This is a genomic window from Bacillus sp. PK3_68 (assembly GCF_003600835.1).
Classification (GTDB): domain Bacteria; phylum Bacillota; class Bacilli; order Bacillales; family Domibacillaceae; genus Pseudobacillus.
Genome location: NZ_NQYC01000001.1, coordinates 170609 through 189606, shown reverse-complemented (window position 1 = coordinate 189606; position 18998 = coordinate 170609). Strand labels below are relative to the sequence as shown.

The 18998-nt window shown below is 39.7% G+C and carries 17 protein-coding genes and 1 pseudogene; 4 read left to right on the top strand and 14 right to left on the bottom strand.

Going from position 1 to position 18998, the window contains the following annotated elements; genetic code table 11:
* Positions 1–7 precede the first annotated feature (7 nt).
* From CJ483_RS00875 to CJ483_RS00845, 7 genes and pseudogenes are all read right to left on the bottom strand, one after another.
* Positions 8–1474 (bottom strand): 4-hydroxyphenylacetate 3-hydroxylase family protein, encoded by a 1467-nt coding sequence (locus tag CJ483_RS00875; protein ID WP_120031079.1) that lies wholly within the window; start codon positions 1472–1474, stop codon positions 8–10.
* Between the two features lie 341 nt (positions 1475–1815).
* Complete coding sequence (locus CJ483_RS00870; protein ID WP_182916919.1) at positions 1816–2487, bottom strand: GntR family transcriptional regulator; 672 nt, start codon at positions 2485–2487, stop codon at positions 1816–1818.
* Between the two features lie 413 nt (positions 2488–2900).
* The gene (locus CJ483_RS00865) at positions 2901–3527 is read right to left on the bottom strand and encodes an FMN-dependent NADH-azoreductase (protein WP_120031077.1); all 627 of its coding nucleotides are present in this window, start codon (positions 3525–3527) and stop codon (positions 2901–2903) included.
* A 76-nt stretch (positions 3528–3603) separates the two neighbouring features.
* Positions 3604–4029, bottom strand: a complete 426-nt coding sequence (locus CJ483_RS00860; RefSeq protein WP_120031076.1) for a MarR family winged helix-turn-helix transcriptional regulator — start codon at positions 4027–4029, stop codon at positions 3604–3606.
* Positions 4030–4162: 133 nt separating this feature from the next.
* On the bottom strand, positions 4163–4783 hold the full coding sequence (locus tag CJ483_RS00855) for a nitroreductase family protein (protein ID WP_120031075.1): 621 nt from the start codon (positions 4781–4783) through the stop codon (positions 4163–4165).
* Between the two features lie 141 nt (positions 4784–4924).
* A pseudogene (locus tag CJ483_RS00850) lies at positions 4925–5059 on the bottom strand (LLM class flavin-dependent oxidoreductase); the annotation flags it as partial.
* A 24-nt stretch (positions 5060–5083) separates the two neighbouring features.
* Positions 5084–5527, bottom strand: a complete 444-nt coding sequence (locus CJ483_RS00845; RefSeq protein WP_120031074.1) for a MarR family winged helix-turn-helix transcriptional regulator — start codon at positions 5525–5527, stop codon at positions 5084–5086.
* A 259-nt stretch (positions 5528–5786) separates the two neighbouring features.
* Here CJ483_RS00845 and CJ483_RS00840 point away from each other — a divergent pair, with 259 nt between their 5' ends.
* Complete coding sequence (locus CJ483_RS00840) at positions 5787–7046, top strand: glycosyl hydrolase family 18 protein (protein WP_120031073.1); 1260 nt, start codon at positions 5787–5789, stop codon at positions 7044–7046.
* Between the two features lie 107 nt (positions 7047–7153).
* Positions 7154–7777, top strand: coding sequence for a sporulation-specific diadenylate cyclase CdaS (cdaS, locus tag CJ483_RS00835; protein WP_120031072.1), 624 nt, complete (start codon positions 7154–7156; stop codon positions 7775–7777).
* A 265-nt stretch (positions 7778–8042) separates the two neighbouring features.
* Here cdaS and CJ483_RS00830 read toward each other — a convergent pair whose 3' ends face one another.
* The 4 genes from CJ483_RS00830 to CJ483_RS00815 all read right to left on the bottom strand — a co-directional run bounded on the left by CJ483_RS00830 (position 8043) and on the right by CJ483_RS00815 (position 11759).
* Entirely contained in the window at positions 8043–9956 is a 1914-nt protein-coding gene (locus CJ483_RS00830; RefSeq protein ID WP_120031070.1) for a vWA domain-containing protein, read from the bottom strand.
* A gap of 9 nt (positions 9957–9965) precedes the next feature.
* Positions 9966–10787: an ATP-binding protein gene (locus tag CJ483_RS00825; protein WP_259455758.1), complete on the bottom strand. Its 822-nt coding sequence runs from the start codon at positions 10785–10787 to the stop codon at positions 9966–9968.
* Between the two features lie 164 nt (positions 10788–10951).
* Positions 10952–11383 carry a Rok-like winged helix domain-containing protein gene (locus CJ483_RS00820; protein WP_120031066.1) on the bottom strand — a complete coding sequence of 144 codons (432 nt, stop codon included), beginning with the start codon at positions 11381–11383 and terminating at the stop codon, positions 10952–10954.
* A gap of 175 nt (positions 11384–11558) precedes the next feature.
* The gene (locus CJ483_RS00815; protein WP_120031064.1) at positions 11559–11759 is read right to left on the bottom strand and encodes a DUF6501 family protein; all 201 of its coding nucleotides are present in this window, start codon (positions 11757–11759) and stop codon (positions 11559–11561) included.
* A 327-nt stretch (positions 11760–12086) separates the two neighbouring features.
* On the opposite strand from CJ483_RS00815, the gene sda reads away from it, so the two are divergent.
* A complete protein-coding gene (gene sda / locus CJ483_RS00810) occupies positions 12087–12218 on the top strand; it encodes a sporulation histidine kinase inhibitor Sda (RefSeq protein WP_120031062.1) in 132 nt (43 codons plus the stop codon).
* A 93-nt stretch (positions 12219–12311) separates the two neighbouring features.
* On the opposite strand, the gene odhB is transcribed toward sda, so the two are convergent.
* Positions 12312–13571, bottom strand: a complete 1260-nt coding sequence (gene odhB / locus CJ483_RS00805; RefSeq protein ID WP_120031060.1) for a 2-oxoglutarate dehydrogenase complex dihydrolipoyllysine-residue succinyltransferase — start codon at positions 13569–13571, stop codon at positions 12312–12314.
* A gap of 114 nt (positions 13572–13685) precedes the next feature.
* On the bottom strand, positions 13686–16511 hold the full coding sequence (locus tag CJ483_RS00800; protein WP_120031058.1) for a 2-oxoglutarate dehydrogenase E1 component: 2826 nt from the start codon (positions 16509–16511) through the stop codon (positions 13686–13688).
* Positions 16512–17060: 549 nt separating this feature from the next.
* On the opposite strand from CJ483_RS00800, the gene CJ483_RS00795 reads away from it, so the two are divergent.
* Positions 17061–17657: an SAM-dependent methyltransferase gene (locus tag CJ483_RS00795; RefSeq protein ID WP_120031056.1), complete on the top strand. Its 597-nt coding sequence runs from the start codon at positions 17061–17063 to the stop codon at positions 17655–17657.
* Positions 17658–17696: 39 nt separating this feature from the next.
* Here the strand turns inward: CJ483_RS00795 and CJ483_RS00790 are convergent, their stop codons facing one another.
* Complete coding sequence (locus tag CJ483_RS00790) at positions 17697–18776, bottom strand: DsrE/DsrF/DrsH-like family protein (protein WP_182916918.1); 1080 nt, start codon at positions 18774–18776, stop codon at positions 17697–17699.
* Positions 18777–18998: the final 222 nt, after the last annotated feature.

Below are 18998 nucleotides of genomic sequence, written 5' to 3'. Positions count from 1 at the left end.
ATATTTCTTAAACTGGTTCCTCCACCTGAGAAGGGAGTGAATAGCTTTGTAAAAACTTATCAACCATTTGAACGGGCTCATCATATCCGTAATTTCTAAATGAATAGCCTTTTGTAACGAAAGGAGCGCCGTTATAGAACAATTCATACTGTTGATGCCTGCCTCCGAACTCTGAACCAATGATATCCCACACTAACTTAAACAACTTAATTTTCTCCTCAGCTCCAACTCCCGTAGAACGAATATATTGATACATATCATCTTTCGTTTCAGGATTGATGAGTTCTTTGTATGAAGATGGTAATTGTAATACACCTCCACCGCACAATTCCCTTAAAATTTTAATAATGGAAGCATAGATAGTTTCCTGTTGACCGACTACACCATAAAGAAAACGTGGATCTGGTCGTGCCACACCATTTTTGTCAATGGTACAATTATATTCAGAAGCTAAAAGATTACCTTCTACAGAGGCTGCAATAGAAGCTAGTTCACCTAATTTCTCTTGGACAGAAGGAATTTTATCTATCCCATTCATAGCAGTAACTTTTCGAGCAGCACCAATCAAAAATTTCAATTTATTACTAAACCTTATTTGTGCCTGATTATTTCCTAATACGTGAGCTGGTGTTTCGTGGAACTGTGCCCTTAAGATATCAATATTTTTATAAACAAATATATCTTTCCATGGAATAAATACGTCATCAAAAACAACTAATGAATCACTTTCATCAAAACGAGAGGATAACGGGTAATCAAATGTACTCGGTGATTTTTCCGCATAACTAGGTCTCGCATAAAATTTTAATCCCTTTGCATGGATTGGCAGTACAAAAGACAAAGCATAATCTTCATCACCAGGCCGAAGTGGAGTAAGGCAACTTACAAATAAGTAATCTGATACGGCTGATGCTGTACCGAGCATTTGGGAACCTCGAACAACAATACCATCCTCTCTTTCTTCGTATACACCCACTGGGAGGAATTTATCTTCCAGCTCATGAGCCGCTTTACTTCGATCGATTTGTGGTGGAATAATGACGTATGTTACATATAGATCTTCATCCCGGACATGTTTATAAAAATTCAAAACCTTATTTCCATAACCTTCTCCTCCGCGATCAAATACTTCAGGTGAACTGGCAAATGCAGCCAAGAAGCTGGCGACATGATCAGGGCTTCTTCCAACAAATCCACAAGTTGCTTCAGACCATTTAGAGATCGCCAATCTTCTCTCTTTTAGTTCTTCTTGACTCTTTGGAATCATATAAATTTTATTTGCTAAAGTTCCATCTTCAGTTTTATATATCATTTCTTGAGACTCATCTGATGCTAAATCATATAAACCTGCAATGGTACGGGTAATTCCTGTAAAAGCTGGATGAGTCGTCACATCTTTCACTCGTTCTCCGTTTATGTAAATCGCTCTATCGTCTTTCAATGCCTGTAAATATTCTTTTCCTGTTCTAACCATAGTTTGTCCTCCTAATATGTAAATAAATGGATATTTAAAAGTTAAAAACACCTGCTATAGAATGAATAAGTTCTATTAATACATTATGTGTTCTGTGTTGTGTATTATGTGTTGTGTATACATTAATTAGCTTGAATATTACGAACCTTTAAACTATAAAAAGTCCGAATCGCAAGCGCTTTCACTGCTAGTAAAATATAGTATCACCTATAATTAACTCACCACTTACTATCTGAACATTCCATCCAAAAATTTCAATTCATTTAAATTATTTGAATATCCCGTCCACCAGATAGTGGCAAACTATCTTAGCACCCCCCTTCAAAACATTTGTTAAAGAATCAAGAATTATCCACAACAATTAATGTTTCTTTTGTTTTTTCTAAATGGTTTAAAATCATTTGTGAAGCCAGTTCAGGATTTTTTTCCTCTAAAGCTTGAATAATCTGCTTATGTTCCATTAAAACATTTTTCATTCTCCCTTGCTTGCTGACTGCTTTCAGCCCCATAAGCCGAGTAAGATTATGAAGATTGTTCAAAACTTGCTCTATTATAGTAAAGTTTGCTAACCTTGTCAGCGAGAGATGAAACTCATGGTCTAACTCAACAAACCTAACAGCATCATCATTTTGCAATGCTTCTTCTTGTTGCTCCAAAATTAATTTTAGTGACCTCAATTGCTCAGGCGATGTAATTACTTTTATTAGCTTTTTTACAGCTTCAACTTCAATAGCACTTCTTAGTAAAAAGACTTCATCCTGCTCCTCTTGCGTAAGCTTTCTTACAGTCAATCCCTTCCTTGGAATAGAAACAAGCAATCCTTCCTTTACCAAGTCTTGGATAGCTGCTCTTACTGGCGTTCTTGAAGTATTTAACGTTTCTGCCAATTGAACTTCTGTAAAGATTTCATTACTAGTAATGCCGCCAAATAAAATTGCTTTCTTAATTTGCTTATAGACTTTGTCTTGCGTGGTTTTTTCTTTCTCGATTGGTTTTAATTGAATCCCTTCCATATTAATCCACCCTTTTCGATAAGTCTTTACCATATGAATAATTTGAATTTATATGAATGGTTTAAACTCTATATGTTTTATGTGTACATAATACACTTAAAATCCTTCATAAGTCAAACATATTTTTCTTTTTTTCTGAAATTTCAAATCAATCCATCGTATTCGAATCATTATAAAGTAAATACACCCAATCACAGAAAATTGTTATCGATGATTTGAAAAAGTTTTTATACATAATTGTGGGTTTCTTCTATTGTTTGTTTCGTTCAGGTTTTCAACAGCATAAAACGCCCGCATACTTAATATACGGGCGTTTTATTAATAAAAAAATACCAGTTTCCTTTTTCTAATGCCTCACAGCAAAGAAGCATTAAAGGAATTCTACTGCCGAGGCACAACATTTTGCAGAAACATTAAAATTGCTTCGCTGCTGTTACTGCTCTATGAATTCCTTCTTCAATAATTTCCTCCACTTTATCAGGGAACTGGTTATGTCCTTCTACAATAACCGTCGTGATGTCTGTCACACCCCAGAAGCCTAAAGCGGTTGTGATGAACTTAACAGCCATTTCAACAGATTGAGATGGGCCTTCAGAATAGACGCCTCCTCGCGCATTTAAGAGAGCAACCTTTTTCCCTTGGAGCAAACCGATCGGTCCTTCCGGTGTGTAACGGAATGTTTTTCCCGCTTGGCTTAAATAGTCAACGTAAGTATGCAGCACAGCAGGAACCGTGAAATTCCACAGTGGGAAAGCAAATACTACTTTGTCAGCGGAAAGAAATTGATCAACGTATTGATTCACAAGATCAGCTGCTTCTTTTTCTTCCTTTGTTAATTCAAGACCGCGTCCAAGTTTGAACATGCCATTAATTTTATCTGTATCATAATATGGCAGATTTTCTTTAAAAAGATCGAGTTCTATAATCTCATCCTCTGGATGTGACTCCTTATAACTATTAAGAAACGCCTCATAAAGCTTCACACTAACTGCTTGCTCAGCTGGACGTGAATTGGCTTTGACGAAAAGAACCTTGGTCATAATAAATCTCCTCACTGTCTGTTTTGATTTGAGTCAGTTGTTATAGCAACTTTTTGAGAAAAGAAGCGCTCGTGCCCTACTGGACATTCAAACACATCTTTGAAAGGATTCTCCTAACTTCCGTAAGCTCTTCCTTTGAAATTCCTTTGCATATTAGTTCATTGAATTCTTCAGCAATAGGAACTACATGATTACCGAGTTCTTTTCCTTCATTAGTAAGATACACTCTCAAGGAACGCCTGTCTTGTTCATTGCTGATCCTTCGAATGAGTCCTTTTTGTTCCAGATTAAAAACCATGCGGGCAATGTTCGTCTTATCTTTATTTAATTTTTCAGCAATCTCATTTTGATTTAGACCATCTTCTTCCCAAAGAAGCATCATAATCAAGTTTTGTTCAGGCGCAATGTTAAAGGGACTTAATTTTTGTTTCACATAACTCGTAAGGGTTAAGTCTGTCTGGTGAATGAAAATACTAATGTAATCATGTAAAGCTAACTTCATATAGATTACCCCATAAAGTTGCTGTAACAACTATTGCTACAACAACATTATAGCGCAGATCCTAAAGCTGTCAAATTAATTTTACTTTTGGATTGGTCTTTTAGTACATCAGAGCCTTTTTACGAATAGACATTTATAGGTATTTAACAAATTCAGCAATTGGTTTCCGATATCCCCTTGGCTTTCTGCTGCTGACCTTTTCTTTCCCAATAGTGATCATTAATACGGGTTCATATTGATCTGAAATACTTAACACTCTCTTTAAGTGTTCTGGATCAAAACCAATCATCGGACAAGTGTCCCATCCTTTACTTTTAGCCGCTAGCATAAATAACATAGCCGACAAGGAAGCATTGCGAATCGCTTCATCCCGTTGGAAATGTTCTCCTCTCTTCTCATAAAGAGAAACTACATCCTCTATCTCATGATCGTATTCTTGCTTGCTTAGTATTCCGAGCATGAGTAACCCTTCATAGATTCTTCCTGCTTCTTTATAAGCATTTTTATCCCCTAAAACAACAATTACTGCTGAGGCAGTCCCCACTTTATATTGATTGTAAGCTGCTTGTTTTACCTCTTTTTTTAGCTCGGAGTTCATAACAACCAAATAATTTGTGTGCTGTAAATTAAAAGCAGAAGGACCCATTTTTACAAGCTCAAATATTTCGTTTACTTCTTTTTGGGTAATTGGATGATTGTCTAAAAAATTACTTGCTGACCGTCTTTCCCTGACTACTTGTTCAAATTGGTCCATCTTTATCCCCCTCAAATATATTCCTTGTGTTTTAGACGCTGTAGGCGGACGGTCCGTGAACCTCCTCCTGCGGGGTCTCATCAACACTCTCTTTTCGCTGCAATCAATGATTGAAAAAATAACATTCATCTGTAACAAAGCCTATTTTTCAACTGTATACTTCTTTATTACCGGCAGTATCTCTGTTGCAATTAGCTCAATATTTTTTGCTATTTTGTCAAATGGCACACCGCCAAAATCAGTCTACGCCATGAATCTTTGTTGCCCGTATAGTTCATCAATCAAGTGATAGCGTAAAAATTACTCAGGCGGTAATTCTTTTGTTTGACTGGATTTATGTACACGTGTTATGAGTGTGTACAATGTTTTCATTTCTTCCTCGGTTAATACATCGTCAAAAAATGACGACTGAAACGCCAGTTGAGCCGGCATTGCTTCTTCTAAAATCGCTTCACCCGTCTCCGTTAAGCTGATTGTTTTTGCTTTCCAATCTTGCTTGCGTACAATGTAGCCTTCTTTCTCAAGTCGTGAAAGCATACGAGAGATGCCACCTTGGGTTACGGTTGCTTTTTCAGCTAACTCCATTTGAGTGAGCGGCTGATAGACATGAATCTGCACGAGCACATCAAACTGTGCCGTTGTTAAATTAAATCGCTTTAAAAAGTCATTTGATAGCTGGTTACTTTGGTTTGTAAAACGCATCAAGCGTAACCAGATTAACGACCCCATGGTATTATTACGCATTCCGTTTTCCTCTCCATCCTTAGCCTCCTTATCACTTTACTATGCAAGTGATAAGAAATCAACCAAAAGTCTCGAATCCGAGATTTTAATCTTTTTTGTCATGCCAATAAAAACTTTCTTCCACTATAGAATACAAACTGCTCGTCCACTGTCTTGGAAAGAGCTTTATTTTAGACAAGCGACCTCAAGTGGTGCTGAACCAAAAAATAACTACATATATTTCGAATAAATATCCAAATGTAAAAAAAGGAGGCATTCTGTGTTTATTTATGTAGTTAAGATCGGTGATTCATTATTTTCCATTGCCACAAAATATCAAGTGTCCATGGATAGTATACGTACAATAAACGGATTGAAAACCGATAGGTTAGTACCAGGACAAGATTTGCTTATTCCAACGGATATGTATATCGTTCAACCGGGTGATTCGTTATATTCTATTTCTCGAATGAGCTTCATCCCAATTGAAACAATACGTCTATATAACGGTCTGCAATCAGATGTTTTAATGATTGGAATGGGGCTATATCTGCCTCCCAGGCCTAAATACGAATCAGAAAATCTTAGCTATATAACGCCTTCTACACCAGAAAGAAACCAAATGATCGTTCAAGAGTTTTCACCAATCAATACCTACTTTGGAATTTTCGAGCATCATGTTCTGGAAGATGGAAGCTTGAGTCCTTTAGATGATCGGCAGTTAATTAGGCTATCAAGAGAGAATCATGTAGCACCTCTTGCAGTTATTACAAATTTAACTCCAACTGGATTTAGCCCTCAGCTAACAAGCCGAGTTTTGAACACTCCTGAAATCAGAGAGCGATTAATTAATAATATTTATAACCTGGTTAAAAGCAAAAACTATGCGGGTGTAAATATTGATTTTGAACAGGTGCGTGAAGGGGACAGAGATTTATACAGTGGCTTTCTGCGTTCGTTAAGTGAACGATTGCGACCCGAGGGATATTATACGTCAGCTGCGGTACCAGCTAAAACAAGCGATGCTATTCCTTGGCTAAAGGGATACGATTACGGGGGGATTGGCGCAGCTGTTGATTTTGTCTTTATTATGGCCTATGACTGGCACGAAGCAAGCAGTCCTCCTGGTCCTGTTGCGCCTATTAACGAGGTGAGACAAACAATCGATTATGCTCTTAACCACATGAGAAGAACTAAAATTATCCTTGGTGTTCCGCGTTATGGGTACGATTGGACAATGTCTAATGGAACGGTAGATAGCGCTCGGGCGATTTCTGTTTCTAGCGCAGTAGAAACGGCTATGAAATACCAAGTCCCTATCCAATATTCTACAGAATACCAGCAGCCTTTTTACCACTACCGAGACGAAATGGGTAAGCGGCATATTGTGTGGTTTGAAGACTCGAGAGCTCGTGCTCAAAAGCTTATGTTAGTTGTTAATTATCAGTTAAGAGGGATTGGCGCTTGGCAGTTAGGATTGCACTTTCCTCAATCGGCCGTCCTAGTGAAGGAATTCACCATTTCCAAAAAAATCATTTGATAAAAATACCTGCTTTGCAAAGAACGAAATTGGTCCATACTATTTACACAGATACTGATAGAAAAAATTGATCTTCCAAAATCACTATTCGTTGGAGTTGTTTATATGTGAAGACTACCAATTGCGATTTTTCACCAATGAAGCAGCAATTATCAAAAGGCATACAGCATATTACAAATGAGCTTCAGTATAGCTTAGAGGTGTTAGATAATGAAAATTACTGTCTTTTAAGCCAACTGGAGGACATTAAGAACAAATTTATTCAGATGGAATCTGTGGCTGCTTCCTTTTATTTAAACTGTTATTTGTCTGCTTTTACAGATAAGTATGCGGATCTATCCATTTGTGTTCAGCGGCTGTCCGATCGACGTCACGGTGCATTGATTGTTGTGCAACGGCGTGACCCTCTTGAGTCCTTCATTCAAAAAGGAACCATGGTAGGAGCTACTTTAACTCCTGCTTTATTAGAGGCCATCTTTTATCCCGGAAATCCTCTTCATGATGGGGCAGTGATTATTTATGAAAATCAAATTGTGTCAGCAGCTAATGTGCTGCCTCTAACAACTGCCGTTATAGGTGAAAAAAAGCTCGGTACCCGCCATCGTGCCGCACTCGGTTTAACAGAGCGGACGGATGCCCTTGTGCTAGTTGTATCAGAAGAGACCGGCAGAGTATCCTTTGCTTTAGATGGAAAGCTCCACCCTATTGTTACTGCTCAATCGCTACATTAATTTCTTTTCAACGCACTCTTTTTGGGAGTCGATATTCCTTCGCACAGGGAGTATCGGCTTTTTCATCTGAAAACGTCCTCTATACCCTATATTTTTTGTTAATATATTAACGATTCTACATATTGTATCCATTTTTGCCAACTTGTTACGTGCAACCTTTCCGTTATATTTTTTTAAAATATTATTTATAAATTACATATATTTTATTTATGTATAAATTATTTAAGGAAAACAAAAAGAGGAGATAAACAATGTTATCTCCTCTTCAAAAACTTTTGTATAATAGTTTTTTCAACAATGGGAATATGACTTGCGGCAAATCATTCACGTCTGTTACAAATATACTGTACTTGCCATATATATTTTGTACAGTTGCCTTTTCTGATTCAGCAATTTCTCCATCCGCAAGAAACAGGTTAATTACCTCAATCCCTAGCTTTCTAGCTTCTAATACGGCTTCATGAGTATCGATAATGCCATTGCGGTCATAACTGTAAGCTGCCGGCTCTCCATCAGAGAAGATCAGCAGAAATTTCTGCTTTTCACTCCGTTGTATCATTCTCTCTTTAACAATCCGAATGGCAAATCCATCTCTGTTATCCTCTTCCGGTTTGAGTTGCAAAATTTCAGGTCCGCTCCCGGTTTGTAGAGAAGAACGGTAATCAATCACTGTATGAAAATAGTTAGGCTGAAGGTTGTCTGTTGCTTCATTCGTGTCTTCCCAAAAGCCAATGACCTCATGCGGCACTCTTACAGATTTTAATGCTTCATGAAAGAGAACGATTCCCTGTTTTGTTTGCTCCATTTTATCTTCCATGGAAGCCGAACAATCAACAAGAAGCGTAAAAGTAGCATCAATTTCTGTCGATGGCTCTTGCTTTTTATAAAATAGCCGCGGCTGGTCCTCTGTAAAAAAGCGCAAAAGCTTTTTATTTAACCTTCCCCTATGAAGATCGCTGCGCGGCTGAATTTTTTTGTGCTCCAATGTTTTTTCAATCATGTTTTTCAACTTTTTCTGTAGAGAAGCTATTTGTGACTTTTCGGCTTTGTATTTACGTATTTCCTCTAAATGAGGAGGGTTTGCTTTCTTAAAAACCGGTACAGCAAAACGATTCTCTTTCCCAAAAACAGCTTGTCCGCTACTTTTCGCTTCTTTCTGCATTTGATCAGCTGAGAGGTGAGAAAAGTCTTTGCGGCTTGTTTTTCTGGCAGAGCCTTGCACCATAGCAAGCGCTTGATCGCCGTCTTCGCCTTCTCTCACTCCCTCGCCAGAAAGATCCGTTTTTGATCCTTGATCTAAGTCAAATTGCAAAAAACTGTCCCCCAGTTTGCTTGTTTCGCGGTGCCACGTCCGAAACTCTTCATCTATTACTTCTTCTTTGCCCGATTTCTCCTCTTCCAGCTTGTCATCGTTGACAAGCGGATCTTTTCTCTTTAACTCTTCATAGGTATCCCCTTTGACCTCTTGTGCACTAGAGAAATCCGGCAAATGGAAATATTGATTGAGCATGTCTCGATCCAACACTTCCTCCATCACTTCTACAATTCCTTGACTAATCTTTACAACCCCATCTGTTGAGCGTGCATCATAAAAATCCATAATCGACCGTTGGATAAACGGCATAGCGGCATCGATTCTATTATTCATAGACGGTGGCTGCATAGGAGACTCTGCGTGCAGCAACAAGTAATGTAAGTTAAATAAAGCATCCGTGAAAAGACTTTTAACCAGATTAGCATTCAACTGGGCATAGAAGTGCTGACGGTACATTTTTCTGCGGGCAGCAAAAGCTTGCTTCGTACCCGGCCGCTCTTTTTTACATATTTCTTCAAGGCGCATATCCTCTGCCAACACAACGAGCTGATTTGCAAAAGAAGCGACAGGAGAGTGTTTTGTCTGCTGTACAAATGCTCTGATCACCTGTTCGTCCGTGTGCTGCCAACTGCCGAGCGCACGCAAAAAGAGATCCGATTTGTACCCATGCCACTTATCCGCCTCTGGTCTGTGATTCCAAAAGTGGCTGACATACAGCTTTTTCTCTTGTTTGTTCACGTAGGAATAGGGACTATATTCAATCTCCACTTCCGGCTCTCTCGTTAACGTTTTTGCCAAATCTGTTAATTGCATGAACAGGAAAGAGTCGATTGTTTCATCATTAAATTGGATAAACCGTTTCATGAATCCTCCTCATTCAAACAGTGTTTCAGCAATGTTTTTTACTGCTGCTTGTTCTCGTTCGTCTTCAAGCTTGTCAATAATTCCCCGTTGAACGGCCCGCAGCGGCGGCATAAATAAGGCTAAATCACACGTGTCGATCAGTGCCCGGATAGAAGCAGCTTCTTCAGAGATTTGTCCATTTTTCACTTGTGCAATCAAATCTTGGGATAAGACAGCAAAGCGCTGAATGAGCTTATCATCCTTCAATTGGCTTTCTGACTGGAGTACACGAATTAATGTTTCTCCACCAATATAGGGTACCTCTATGACGATAAAACGGTTTTTCAGCGCTTCATTTAATGGCACCGTCCCTACATACCCTTCATTGATCGCGGCAATAACACCGAAGGACGGTTCGGCCGTTATCACTTCTCCCGTAAAAGGATTGGTAATCATCCTCCGGTAATCCAACACACCATTAAGAAGCGGCAGCGTCTCCGGCTTGGCCATATTAATTTCATCGATATAAAGCAGATGCCCCTTTTTCATTGCTTTCACAACAGGGCCTGGCACAAACTCAATCGCATTCTTTCCCTCTCGCTCTATTATCGTTTTATAGCCAATCATGGCTTCTGCATCAAGATCCACAGAACAATTGATGCTATGCATCGGCTGTGAAAATATTGCCGACAATGTTTCAGCTAGCTTTGTCTTTCCAGATCCAGTCGGCCCTTTCAAAAGCACATTCTTACCTAAGGAAAGAGCGAGGACGGCATCAAACAAAATTGCTTCATCTTCCGGCTGGTATCCTTCTTTTCCAATCAGCCGTTTCTCTTCTGTATGTAAAAACATTTCTCTTCTCTCTGCTATTTTTCGCTCCACAGCAGGGGGCCATTCATTGATGAACAAATTAATCTTCCTCTCTACCATCATTTAAGTGATTTATCCCTATCATACATTTTCATTGACCTGACGTAAAACAGTTAGAACAATAAAAAAACTGACTGCCTTAGCAATCAGTCTTCATACTCATATATATACAGTCCTCTTCCTAGCTTACGCACCCGGTGATTCTCTCGCTCCAGTCCAACCATGAATGTCGTCATATTCGCAATTTTCTTCCCTGTTTCCCCTTCAATTTGGCGTTGAAGTTCAACTCCGCGAATCGGCGTATTCTGTTTTTTCAGTATAGTGACCGCTAACTGACGTAACTCTTCAAGGTTTTCACTGCGCCGCCCTCTTCGCTTTCTTTCTTTAGGCAAACCACCAATTTTAGTAAGTGAGACAATCTCCTTAGAGGGCTCTGCTTTTACAGCTTCCATCATATCCAACTCTTTTAATCTCCGGAAAATCGCATCTCTCTCTTTTTGAAATTCCTGTATAATCCTTAGTTCTGAATTAGCCAATTGTTCCAGCCTGATCTTTAATGCAATTCTTTCATCAAACACCTAGTACTCCCCCTATAATGGACAAAAAACGTTATATTTATGTATAGAAAAGATGACCTACAAAATTACCAGTCTCTTCCCTGCCCATTATCTTAACAAAAAATCCCTGTAAATACTAGTTGTTCTTGTATTTTGTTTAAAAAGGGTGGCCCATTCGTTTTAATTATGTTCACTTTTATTGTTCAAAATAATCTTTATAAAAGCCTGATACCTTTCCTTTATCGTCTACAAGAAAATAAAATTCTTCCGTTTCATTTTTTACGTCGTACAGCTTCCCTGGTGTTAATCTATTTTTCACCATGTATTTCTTCGCATCTGTATGAAGACATTTCACTTTCTTGATTGTTTCTTTTTCTGTCCATTGAAGATGATTCATAACTTCTCCTTTCGATCACACGGTTATACTGATAGATCTATTTATATTTTTCTCCATTATCATACCATATTTAAAATTGAACTGGAAAGCTGTTTCATCAAACAAAGCTATCGCAAACAAGTTTACATAATAATGTTATAATAAATAAAAGCAAGCAACCCCATCGAAAGGGCTATCTAATTTTTTTAGGCACTGACTTTCGGATGAATTTGCCCATTTCCCTTTAAAAATCTAATCAAATTATGTATAATGACAGAAAATAAAGATAAATCTTTATTTCATTTTCTAAGCCACGGATATACTGACCTATTTCAAGGAGGTAATTTCATGAAAATCATGAGTAATGAAATGCTTGTAGCAGCCTATCGAGACGCAAAGAACAAAGGTCAAGACACAGATTGGATTAGAATGCTTCGAAACGAGGCGCAGAAGCGCGGCCTCAATGTGACGAAAAATTAACTAACTAAAAAAATGCCAGGTATGCCGTAAGTTGGCATACCTTTTTTATGCTACAAATAAAAAAACCAGCCATTCACGGCTGGTTTTTTCTTATTAACCTTCAAGAAGAAGATCTTCAGGATTTTCAAGTAAATCTTTTACCATTTTTAAGAAGCCAACTGCTTCTTTTCCATCGATCACTCTGTGGTCATAAGATAGAGCCACATACATCATTGGACGGTTTTCCATGCGGTCTTTATCGATAGCAACCGGACGAGTTTGAATAGTGTGCATGCCAAGGATACCTACTTGTGTACCATTAAGGATCGGTGTAGAAAGCAGGGAACCGAACACACCACCATTTGTAATCGTAAATGTTCCGCCTTGAAGATCACCAAGAGCTAGTTTGTTGTCACGAGCTTTTAGTGCAAGACCTAAAATATCGCTTTCGATTTCAGCGAAGTTTTTACGATCACAATCACGAACAACCGGTACAACAAGGCCTTCTTCAGTAGAAACGGCCACACCGATATCGTAAAATTTCTTCAATACGATTTCATTTCCATCAATTTCAGCATTTACATAAGGGAATTTCTTCAATGCAGCAACAACTGCTTTTGTGAAGAAAGACATAAATCCTAAGCGGACATCATGAGCTTCAAAGAATTTATCTTTTTTGCGTTTGCGCAGTTCCATGACAGCTGTCATATCAATTTCGTTAAATGTAGTCAGCATAGCTGTAGATTGCTTCACTTCTAGAAGACGGTTAGCAATCGTTTGACGGCGGCGAGACATTCTTTCACGAACAACAGGTTTGCTGTCATCTTGTTTTGGTGCAGCCGCTGGAGCAGCAGGCTTAGCTGCTGGTTGTTGTGGAGCTGCTGGTTTAGCTCCGTTAGCAGAATAAGATTCTACATCTTGTTTACGCACGCGGCCCATTGGATCCACTGTAGGCACTTCATTTAAATCAATGCCTTTTTCGCGAGCCATTTTACGGGCTGCTGGAGAAGCGATTGGACGTTGCTTTGCATCTTGAGCTGCAGGAGCTTCTTTTACAACTTCTTGTGCTGGTTTAGCTTCCTCTTGCTGAGGAGCTGCCGCAGGTGCTGCTTCTTCAACAGGTGCCGGTGCTGCGCCATTTCCTTCACCTACAATAGCGATGACTTGACCAACCTCTACTGTATCGCCCTCTTCCGCTTTCAGCTCTTGAATAACACCCGCTTCTTCGGAAATTACTTCTACATTTACTTTATCTGTTTCAAGTTCAACAATGTATTCGCCTTTTTCAACTACATCTCCTGGTTTTTTCAACCATTGCGCAATTGTACCTTCTGTAATTGATTCTGCCAACTCTGGAACTTTAATTTCAGCCACTTTCGTGTCCTCCTCTAATATACATTCGTCTTATCTTGTTAGTTGTAATAAAAATATTTTATTTCAAAGCTGAACAGGCCGCAAAGACAGCCTGCCAGCTTTTCATCTAATTTATTAGCCTCTTGTAATAGCTGCTTTTAAAATACGTGCTTGTTCTTTCTTATGCACAATCGCATCCCCTTCTGAAGGGCTGGAGCGACGACGGCGGCCAATGTAACGAACGGTCGCTTCTTCTGGCGCTACATCACGAAGACGTGCATCCATATAAGTCCATGCTCCGAAGTTTTGCGGTTCTTCCTGCATCCATACTACCTCTTTCAACTGCGGGAATTGCGCTAAAAATTCTCTAATTTCTTCTTTAGGGAATGGATATAATTCTTCTACTCTTAACACGTGCAGCCAGTTAAGCTCTTCTTCTGCTTTGCTAATTTGTTCAGCCAAATCAACAGACACTTTACCGCTACACAGAACAACTCTTTCTACTTGGTCCGGATGATCTCCAAGTCTTGGTTCTGCTACAACCGGCTTAAAGGAGCCAGAAGCAAACTCAGAAGCCTTAGAAGCCGCAAGCGGATGGCGCAGCAAGCTTTTCGGAGTCATGATCACTAGCGGACGCACTTCTTCTTTTTGCAAGATTGCGGCTTGGCGGCGCAACACATGGAAGTATTGAGCCGTTGAAGAAAGGTTGGCTACTGTCCAGTTGTTTTCTGCAGCATTTTGCAGGAAGCGTTCTAGACGGCCGCTTGAATGTTCAGGTCCTTGTCCTTCATAGCCATGTGGCAGAAGCATAACAAGACCCGATTTTTGTCCCCATTTTGCTCGGCCAGAAGACACAAACTGATCAAACATTGGCTGCGCCATATTGGCGAAATCACCAAACTGAGCTTCCCACAGAACGAGTGTTTCCGGAGAAAATACGTTGTAGCCATATTCATAACCGACAACTGCTAGTTCTGTTAATGGGCTGTTAATGACAACGAAAGAAGCATTTGTTTCCTCTAAGTGATTTAAAGGAATATATTCTTGGCCTGTTTCAACGTCATGAAGAACAAGGTTGCGATGAGCGAACGTACCACGCTGAGCATCCTGTCCTGTTAAGCGGACTGGTGTGCCGCCCTTCAGGATGGAAGCGAAGGCAAGTGCTTCTGCATGGCCCCAGTCAATCTGTCCATCTGTTTCAAAGACATTTTCACGACGCTTTAAAATACGCTCAAGCTTTTTAAATACGTGTAAATCTTTCGGCCAGTTTAATAATTCGCTGTTAATTCTGCTTAATACGTCTGCTTCTACTCCTGTTTCGCTGGATGGAAGCTCGCGTTCAACGAATTTTGGCGGATTCATTACAATATCCGGATTCTCGTCTTTCTTCGGAACCGTTTCATACAAGTCTTTTAGCTTCTGTTCATTCTCCGCGTAAAGTTTTTCCGCTTCTTCCTTAGAAATGACTCCGCGGTTAACGAGCTTATCTGCATAAAGCTGACGAACGGTTGGGTGTTGATGAATCATTTGATACATCGTTGGATTTGTCGTCATTGGCTCATCCATTTCATTATGACCAAAGCGACGGTAACCAATCAAGTCGATAACAAAGTCTTTACCGAAACGATTACGATAATCAACGGCCATAAGAGCCGCAGCAATACATGCTTCTGGATCATCCGCATTCACATGAACGATCGGCACTTCGAAACCTTTTGCCAAGTCAGAAGCATAACGAGTAGAACGTGAATCATAGCTTTCTGTCGTAAATCCGATCATATTGTTCGCGATAATGTGAATGGAACCGCCTGTTTGATAACCAGGAATCCGGCTCATGTTAAATGTTTCACTCACAACGCCCTGGCCTGGGAATGCAGCATCGCCGTGAATTAAAATAGCCAACGCAGCATTTGTATCTTGTTCAGGCACACCTGGTTTAGCGCGGTTTTCCTGTGCCGCTCTTGTGTAGCCAGCTACAACTGGGCTAACGATTTCAAGGTGGCTCGGGTTGTTAGCGAGCGTCACACGAGTAATATCTGCATCTTCCTTAAAGCTGTGATCCGCTCCAAGGTGATATTTCACATCGCCCGTCCAGCCATATGTAGTCATCTTCATAGAGCCTTCAGGAAGCAGATTTTTGCTTGGCGCATGTTGGAACTCGGCAAAAATCATTTCGTATGGTTTACCTAAGATGTGGGCCAAAACATTTAAGCGGCCTCGGTGGGCCATGCCGATATTTACTGTTTTTGCTCCTATTTCTGTTGAATGCTTTACAAGTTCATCTAGTAGAGGAACCATCGCATCCAATCCTTCGATAGAGAAGCGTTTTTGGCCGACGAATGTTTTATGAATAAATTTCTCAAAGCCTTCTACTTGTGTCAGTCTCTTTAACAGCTGAATTTTTTGTTCGCTTGAGAATGTTGGATAATAATTAGTTGATTCAATTTGCTGTCTGAACCATTGTCTTTCTTCTAAATTATGGACTTGGGCTAACTCAAAAGCCAGTTTATCTGTATAGACTTTTTTCAAGTGTTGGATCGCATCATATCCGTCCCTCACATGTGCAGGTGCATCAGGACATAAATATTGAACAGGAACTTTTCGCAATTCTTCTTCTGTTAAGTTGAAAGTGCTTAATTCGATTCGGTACGTATCTTTATTCTTGTCACTCAGCGGATTAATATCTGCTGCAAGATGACCGTACGTACGGATACTGTCAGCCAGTTTGACTGCGTTAAACAAAACATTTAAATCATTGCCTGATGCAGGTACAGCTGTCTTACCACCTTCTTGATGGGGTACATTTGCTACAGGTGCTCCCCACTCTTCAAACATCTGCTTCATTTCTGGATCGATTGATTCAGGATCTTTTAGATAGTGCTCGTACAACTCCATTACATATCCAAGGTTTGGTCCGGAGAACTCACTCCACGGATTCCCTTGGGCTGTCTGCATTTTCATTCTGAAAAACCTCCAACTATTTCGCCCATTAATTTTTGCTAAATGATATTTTGATGGGCTTACATTGTGTATTGCCTATCACTCTATACACCATGATACACCCAGGATGAAAATTTATACTGCCTACAAGGACATCTTACCACTGCAAGGTATTGAGGGAAAGCATTAAAGCTTAATTTGCCAAATATGCCACGTATTTTTTATTAGTATAATTTGACAAGTGGAAATTATTCTGCTAAGCAGCAATTCCCCGCTTGATTCATTCCTCTATCTTCATCTCAATAGAGCAGCATCATTTTTTCCATGTACAATCTTACTACTCTTGCGGCGAAAAACCAATATTTTTTCATAAAAAAGTCGCATTTATTATACAACTTGTCAAGTAAGCACTTCTTCGCTGTGTTATGAGGGAAATTTGCTGCTTCATTCCATGAATAGGACTTGCGTTTTTATATAATTAATGAAGCAATACTTAAAATAAATGCTCGATCGATGATTTCATAGAAAATAAAGAGGTATATATTATAGAAAAAAGCGGAGGACGACTGGATGTTTTCATTTTTTTCTAAACAATTCGAAAAGCCGGATGGCTTGCTCGGCCAAGCAGCAGGCAAAATTATGTCAGTGGAGAATCGAACCATTAATAAATGGACGCTTGATCTTTTAAACATCAAACCGAATGACCACGTGCTCGAAGTTGGCTTTGGACCTGGCTTCGCTATCGAAGAAGCAGGCAAACGCTTTCCTTCTATCTATATTGACGGAGTGGATGCGTCCGAAACAATGAAACATACGTGTGAAAAGCGAAACCAATTGTTAGTAAGTGAAGGAAGGCTGCGTCTATTCGTCAAGGATATTGCTGAATTCGAAACAGATAAGCATTATGATCGGGTTTTGTCAGTCAATAATTATCCGCTCTGGTCAAACCGTGAAAAAGGACTTGCCGTCTTATATCAGCTGGTGAAACAGGATGGACAAATTGCCATTACCGTCCAACCACGCGAGGAGAATGCCGACGATACTAAGACAAAGCAGCTGGCACGAATGATCTGCAACGATCTGGAGAAAGCCGGTTTTTCCGGCGCTGCCGTTCATTACAAAGAAGAGCGGCCTGTGTTAACCGTTTGCGTAACGGCTATTAAATAAGAAAAGTGTGTGCAAACGCACACACTTTTCTTATTTTTTTTAAATGAATAAATTCACATTAGCATTCTCGGCCTGACCAAGATAGGTAGCTACCCCGCCAAGTTCGACCCCATCGATCAATTCCTCTTTACGGATGCCCATAACATCCATGCTCATTGCACAAGCAACGATGCGAACTCCCATGTTCATCGCATTTTCCATTAGTGTTTCCAAGCTGTCTACGTTTTTCTTTTCCATCACTTGACGAATCATTTTTGCGCCCATGCCACCCATGTTCATGTTAGAAATAGGCAAATGCTTAGGACCCGCTGGCATCATTTTCGTAAACATTTTTTCCATAAAATCTTTTCCATCCTGAGGAATTTCTTCATCACGGCGCAGAATGTTCAATCCCCAGAATGTGAAGAACATCGTGACCTTCTTTCCCATAGCGGCTGCGCCTGTTGCAATAATAAAGGAAGCAATCGCTTTATCTAAATCCTGGTTAAATACAACGAGAGTCGCTCCTTTATTAGTCTTTTCTTCTCTTGCTTGTACAGAAGCTTCAGGTTTCCCCGCTGCTCCTTTGCGCATGTAGGCAACCGTTGTTTTCCCTGTTGTTTCACTGCCGATAAACGTGTTTCCTGTATTCGCACACCATGCTTTGGCATCAGCAATAAATCCTGGATCAGTTACCTTTACTTCTAGTACTTCTCCATCTTTCATTTGATTCATTGCTTGGAACACTTGGCTAATCGGCCCTGGACATTGTAACCCCGAGCAATTCAATTCCTTATCTGGTTTTATTTGTGTCCCATCTATCTTCTCTTCTTTCTCATTACCCGTAGATTGAAGACATTCAGCATAAGCGCGATATCCGCCCGCTACATTATAAGCATCAAATCCATTCTCCATTAATAACTGAACAGCTGTTTCTCCACGCTTTCCGGATTGGCAGGAGATATAGACAGGCTGATCCTTAGGCAGTTCGCCCAAATGCTTGGATAGTTCTCCGAGCGGAATATTTTTACTTCCTTCTATATAGCCCATTAACCTCTCCGATTCCTCACGAACATCAATCAGTAAAGCACCTTCCTTCACTAGATGATCAATTTCTTTTACCTCTACTGTTTTGCTCAATTTTATTTCCTCCTTCTCCATATACACATAGGGGTATATTTTCAGATAAAAAAATATCCAGTCACTGTATACTTGCATTTTATTATAAAATAATCTCATTGTCAAATACCCTTATGGGTATATTTCAAAAAGCGAGCGAAAAGACATTTCGCAAGATAAGCAGTTTATCTTTTGTCATTCCCATATGAAAGCACACTACATAACATTTAAAAAGCTTAGGGC

What these genes read in the sequence shown, in the direction of transcription:
- CJ483_RS00875 (WP_120031079.1), bottom strand. Translation starts at nt 1,474, where the DNA reads ATGGTTAGAACAGGAAAAGAATATTTACAGGCATTGAAAGACGATAGA.
- CJ483_RS00870 (WP_182916919.1), bottom strand. Translation starts at nt 2,487, where the DNA reads ATGGAAGGGATTCAATTAAAACCAATCGAGAAAGAAAAAACCACGCAA.
- CJ483_RS00865 (WP_120031077.1), bottom strand. Translation starts at nt 3,527, where the DNA reads ATGACCAAGGTTCTTTTCGTCAAAGCCAATTCACGTCCAGCTGAGCAA.
- CJ483_RS00860 (WP_120031076.1), bottom strand. Translation starts at nt 4,029, where the DNA reads ATGAAGTTAGCTTTACATGATTACATTAGTATTTTCATTCACCAGACA.
- CJ483_RS00855 (WP_120031075.1), bottom strand. Translation starts at nt 4,783, where the DNA reads ATGGACCAATTTGAACAAGTAGTCAGGGAAAGACGGTCAGCAAGTAAT.
- CJ483_RS00845 (WP_120031074.1), bottom strand. Translation starts at nt 5,527, where the DNA reads ATGCGTAATAATACCATGGGGTCGTTAATCTGGTTACGCTTGATGCGT.
- CJ483_RS00830 (WP_120031070.1), bottom strand. Translation starts at nt 9,956, where the DNA reads ATGAAACGGTTTATCCAATTTAATGATGAAACAATCGACTCTTTCCTG.
- CJ483_RS00825 (WP_259455758.1), bottom strand. Translation starts at nt 10,787, where the DNA reads ATGTTTTTACATACAGAAGAGAAACGGCTGATTGGAAAAGAAGGATAC.
- CJ483_RS00815 (WP_120031064.1), bottom strand. Translation starts at nt 11,759, where the DNA reads ATGAATCATCTTCAATGGACAGAAAAAGAAACAATCAAGAAAGTGAAA.
- sda (WP_120031062.1), top strand. Translation starts at nt 12,087, where the DNA reads ATGAAAATCATGAGTAATGAAATGCTTGTAGCAGCCTATCGAGACGCA.
- CJ483_RS00800 (WP_120031058.1), bottom strand. Translation starts at nt 16,511, where the DNA reads ATGAAAATGCAGACAGCCCAAGGGAATCCGTGGAGTGAGTTCTCCGGA.
- CJ483_RS00795 (WP_120031056.1), top strand. Translation starts at nt 17,061, where the DNA reads ATGTTTTCATTTTTTTCTAAACAATTCGAAAAGCCGGATGGCTTGCTC.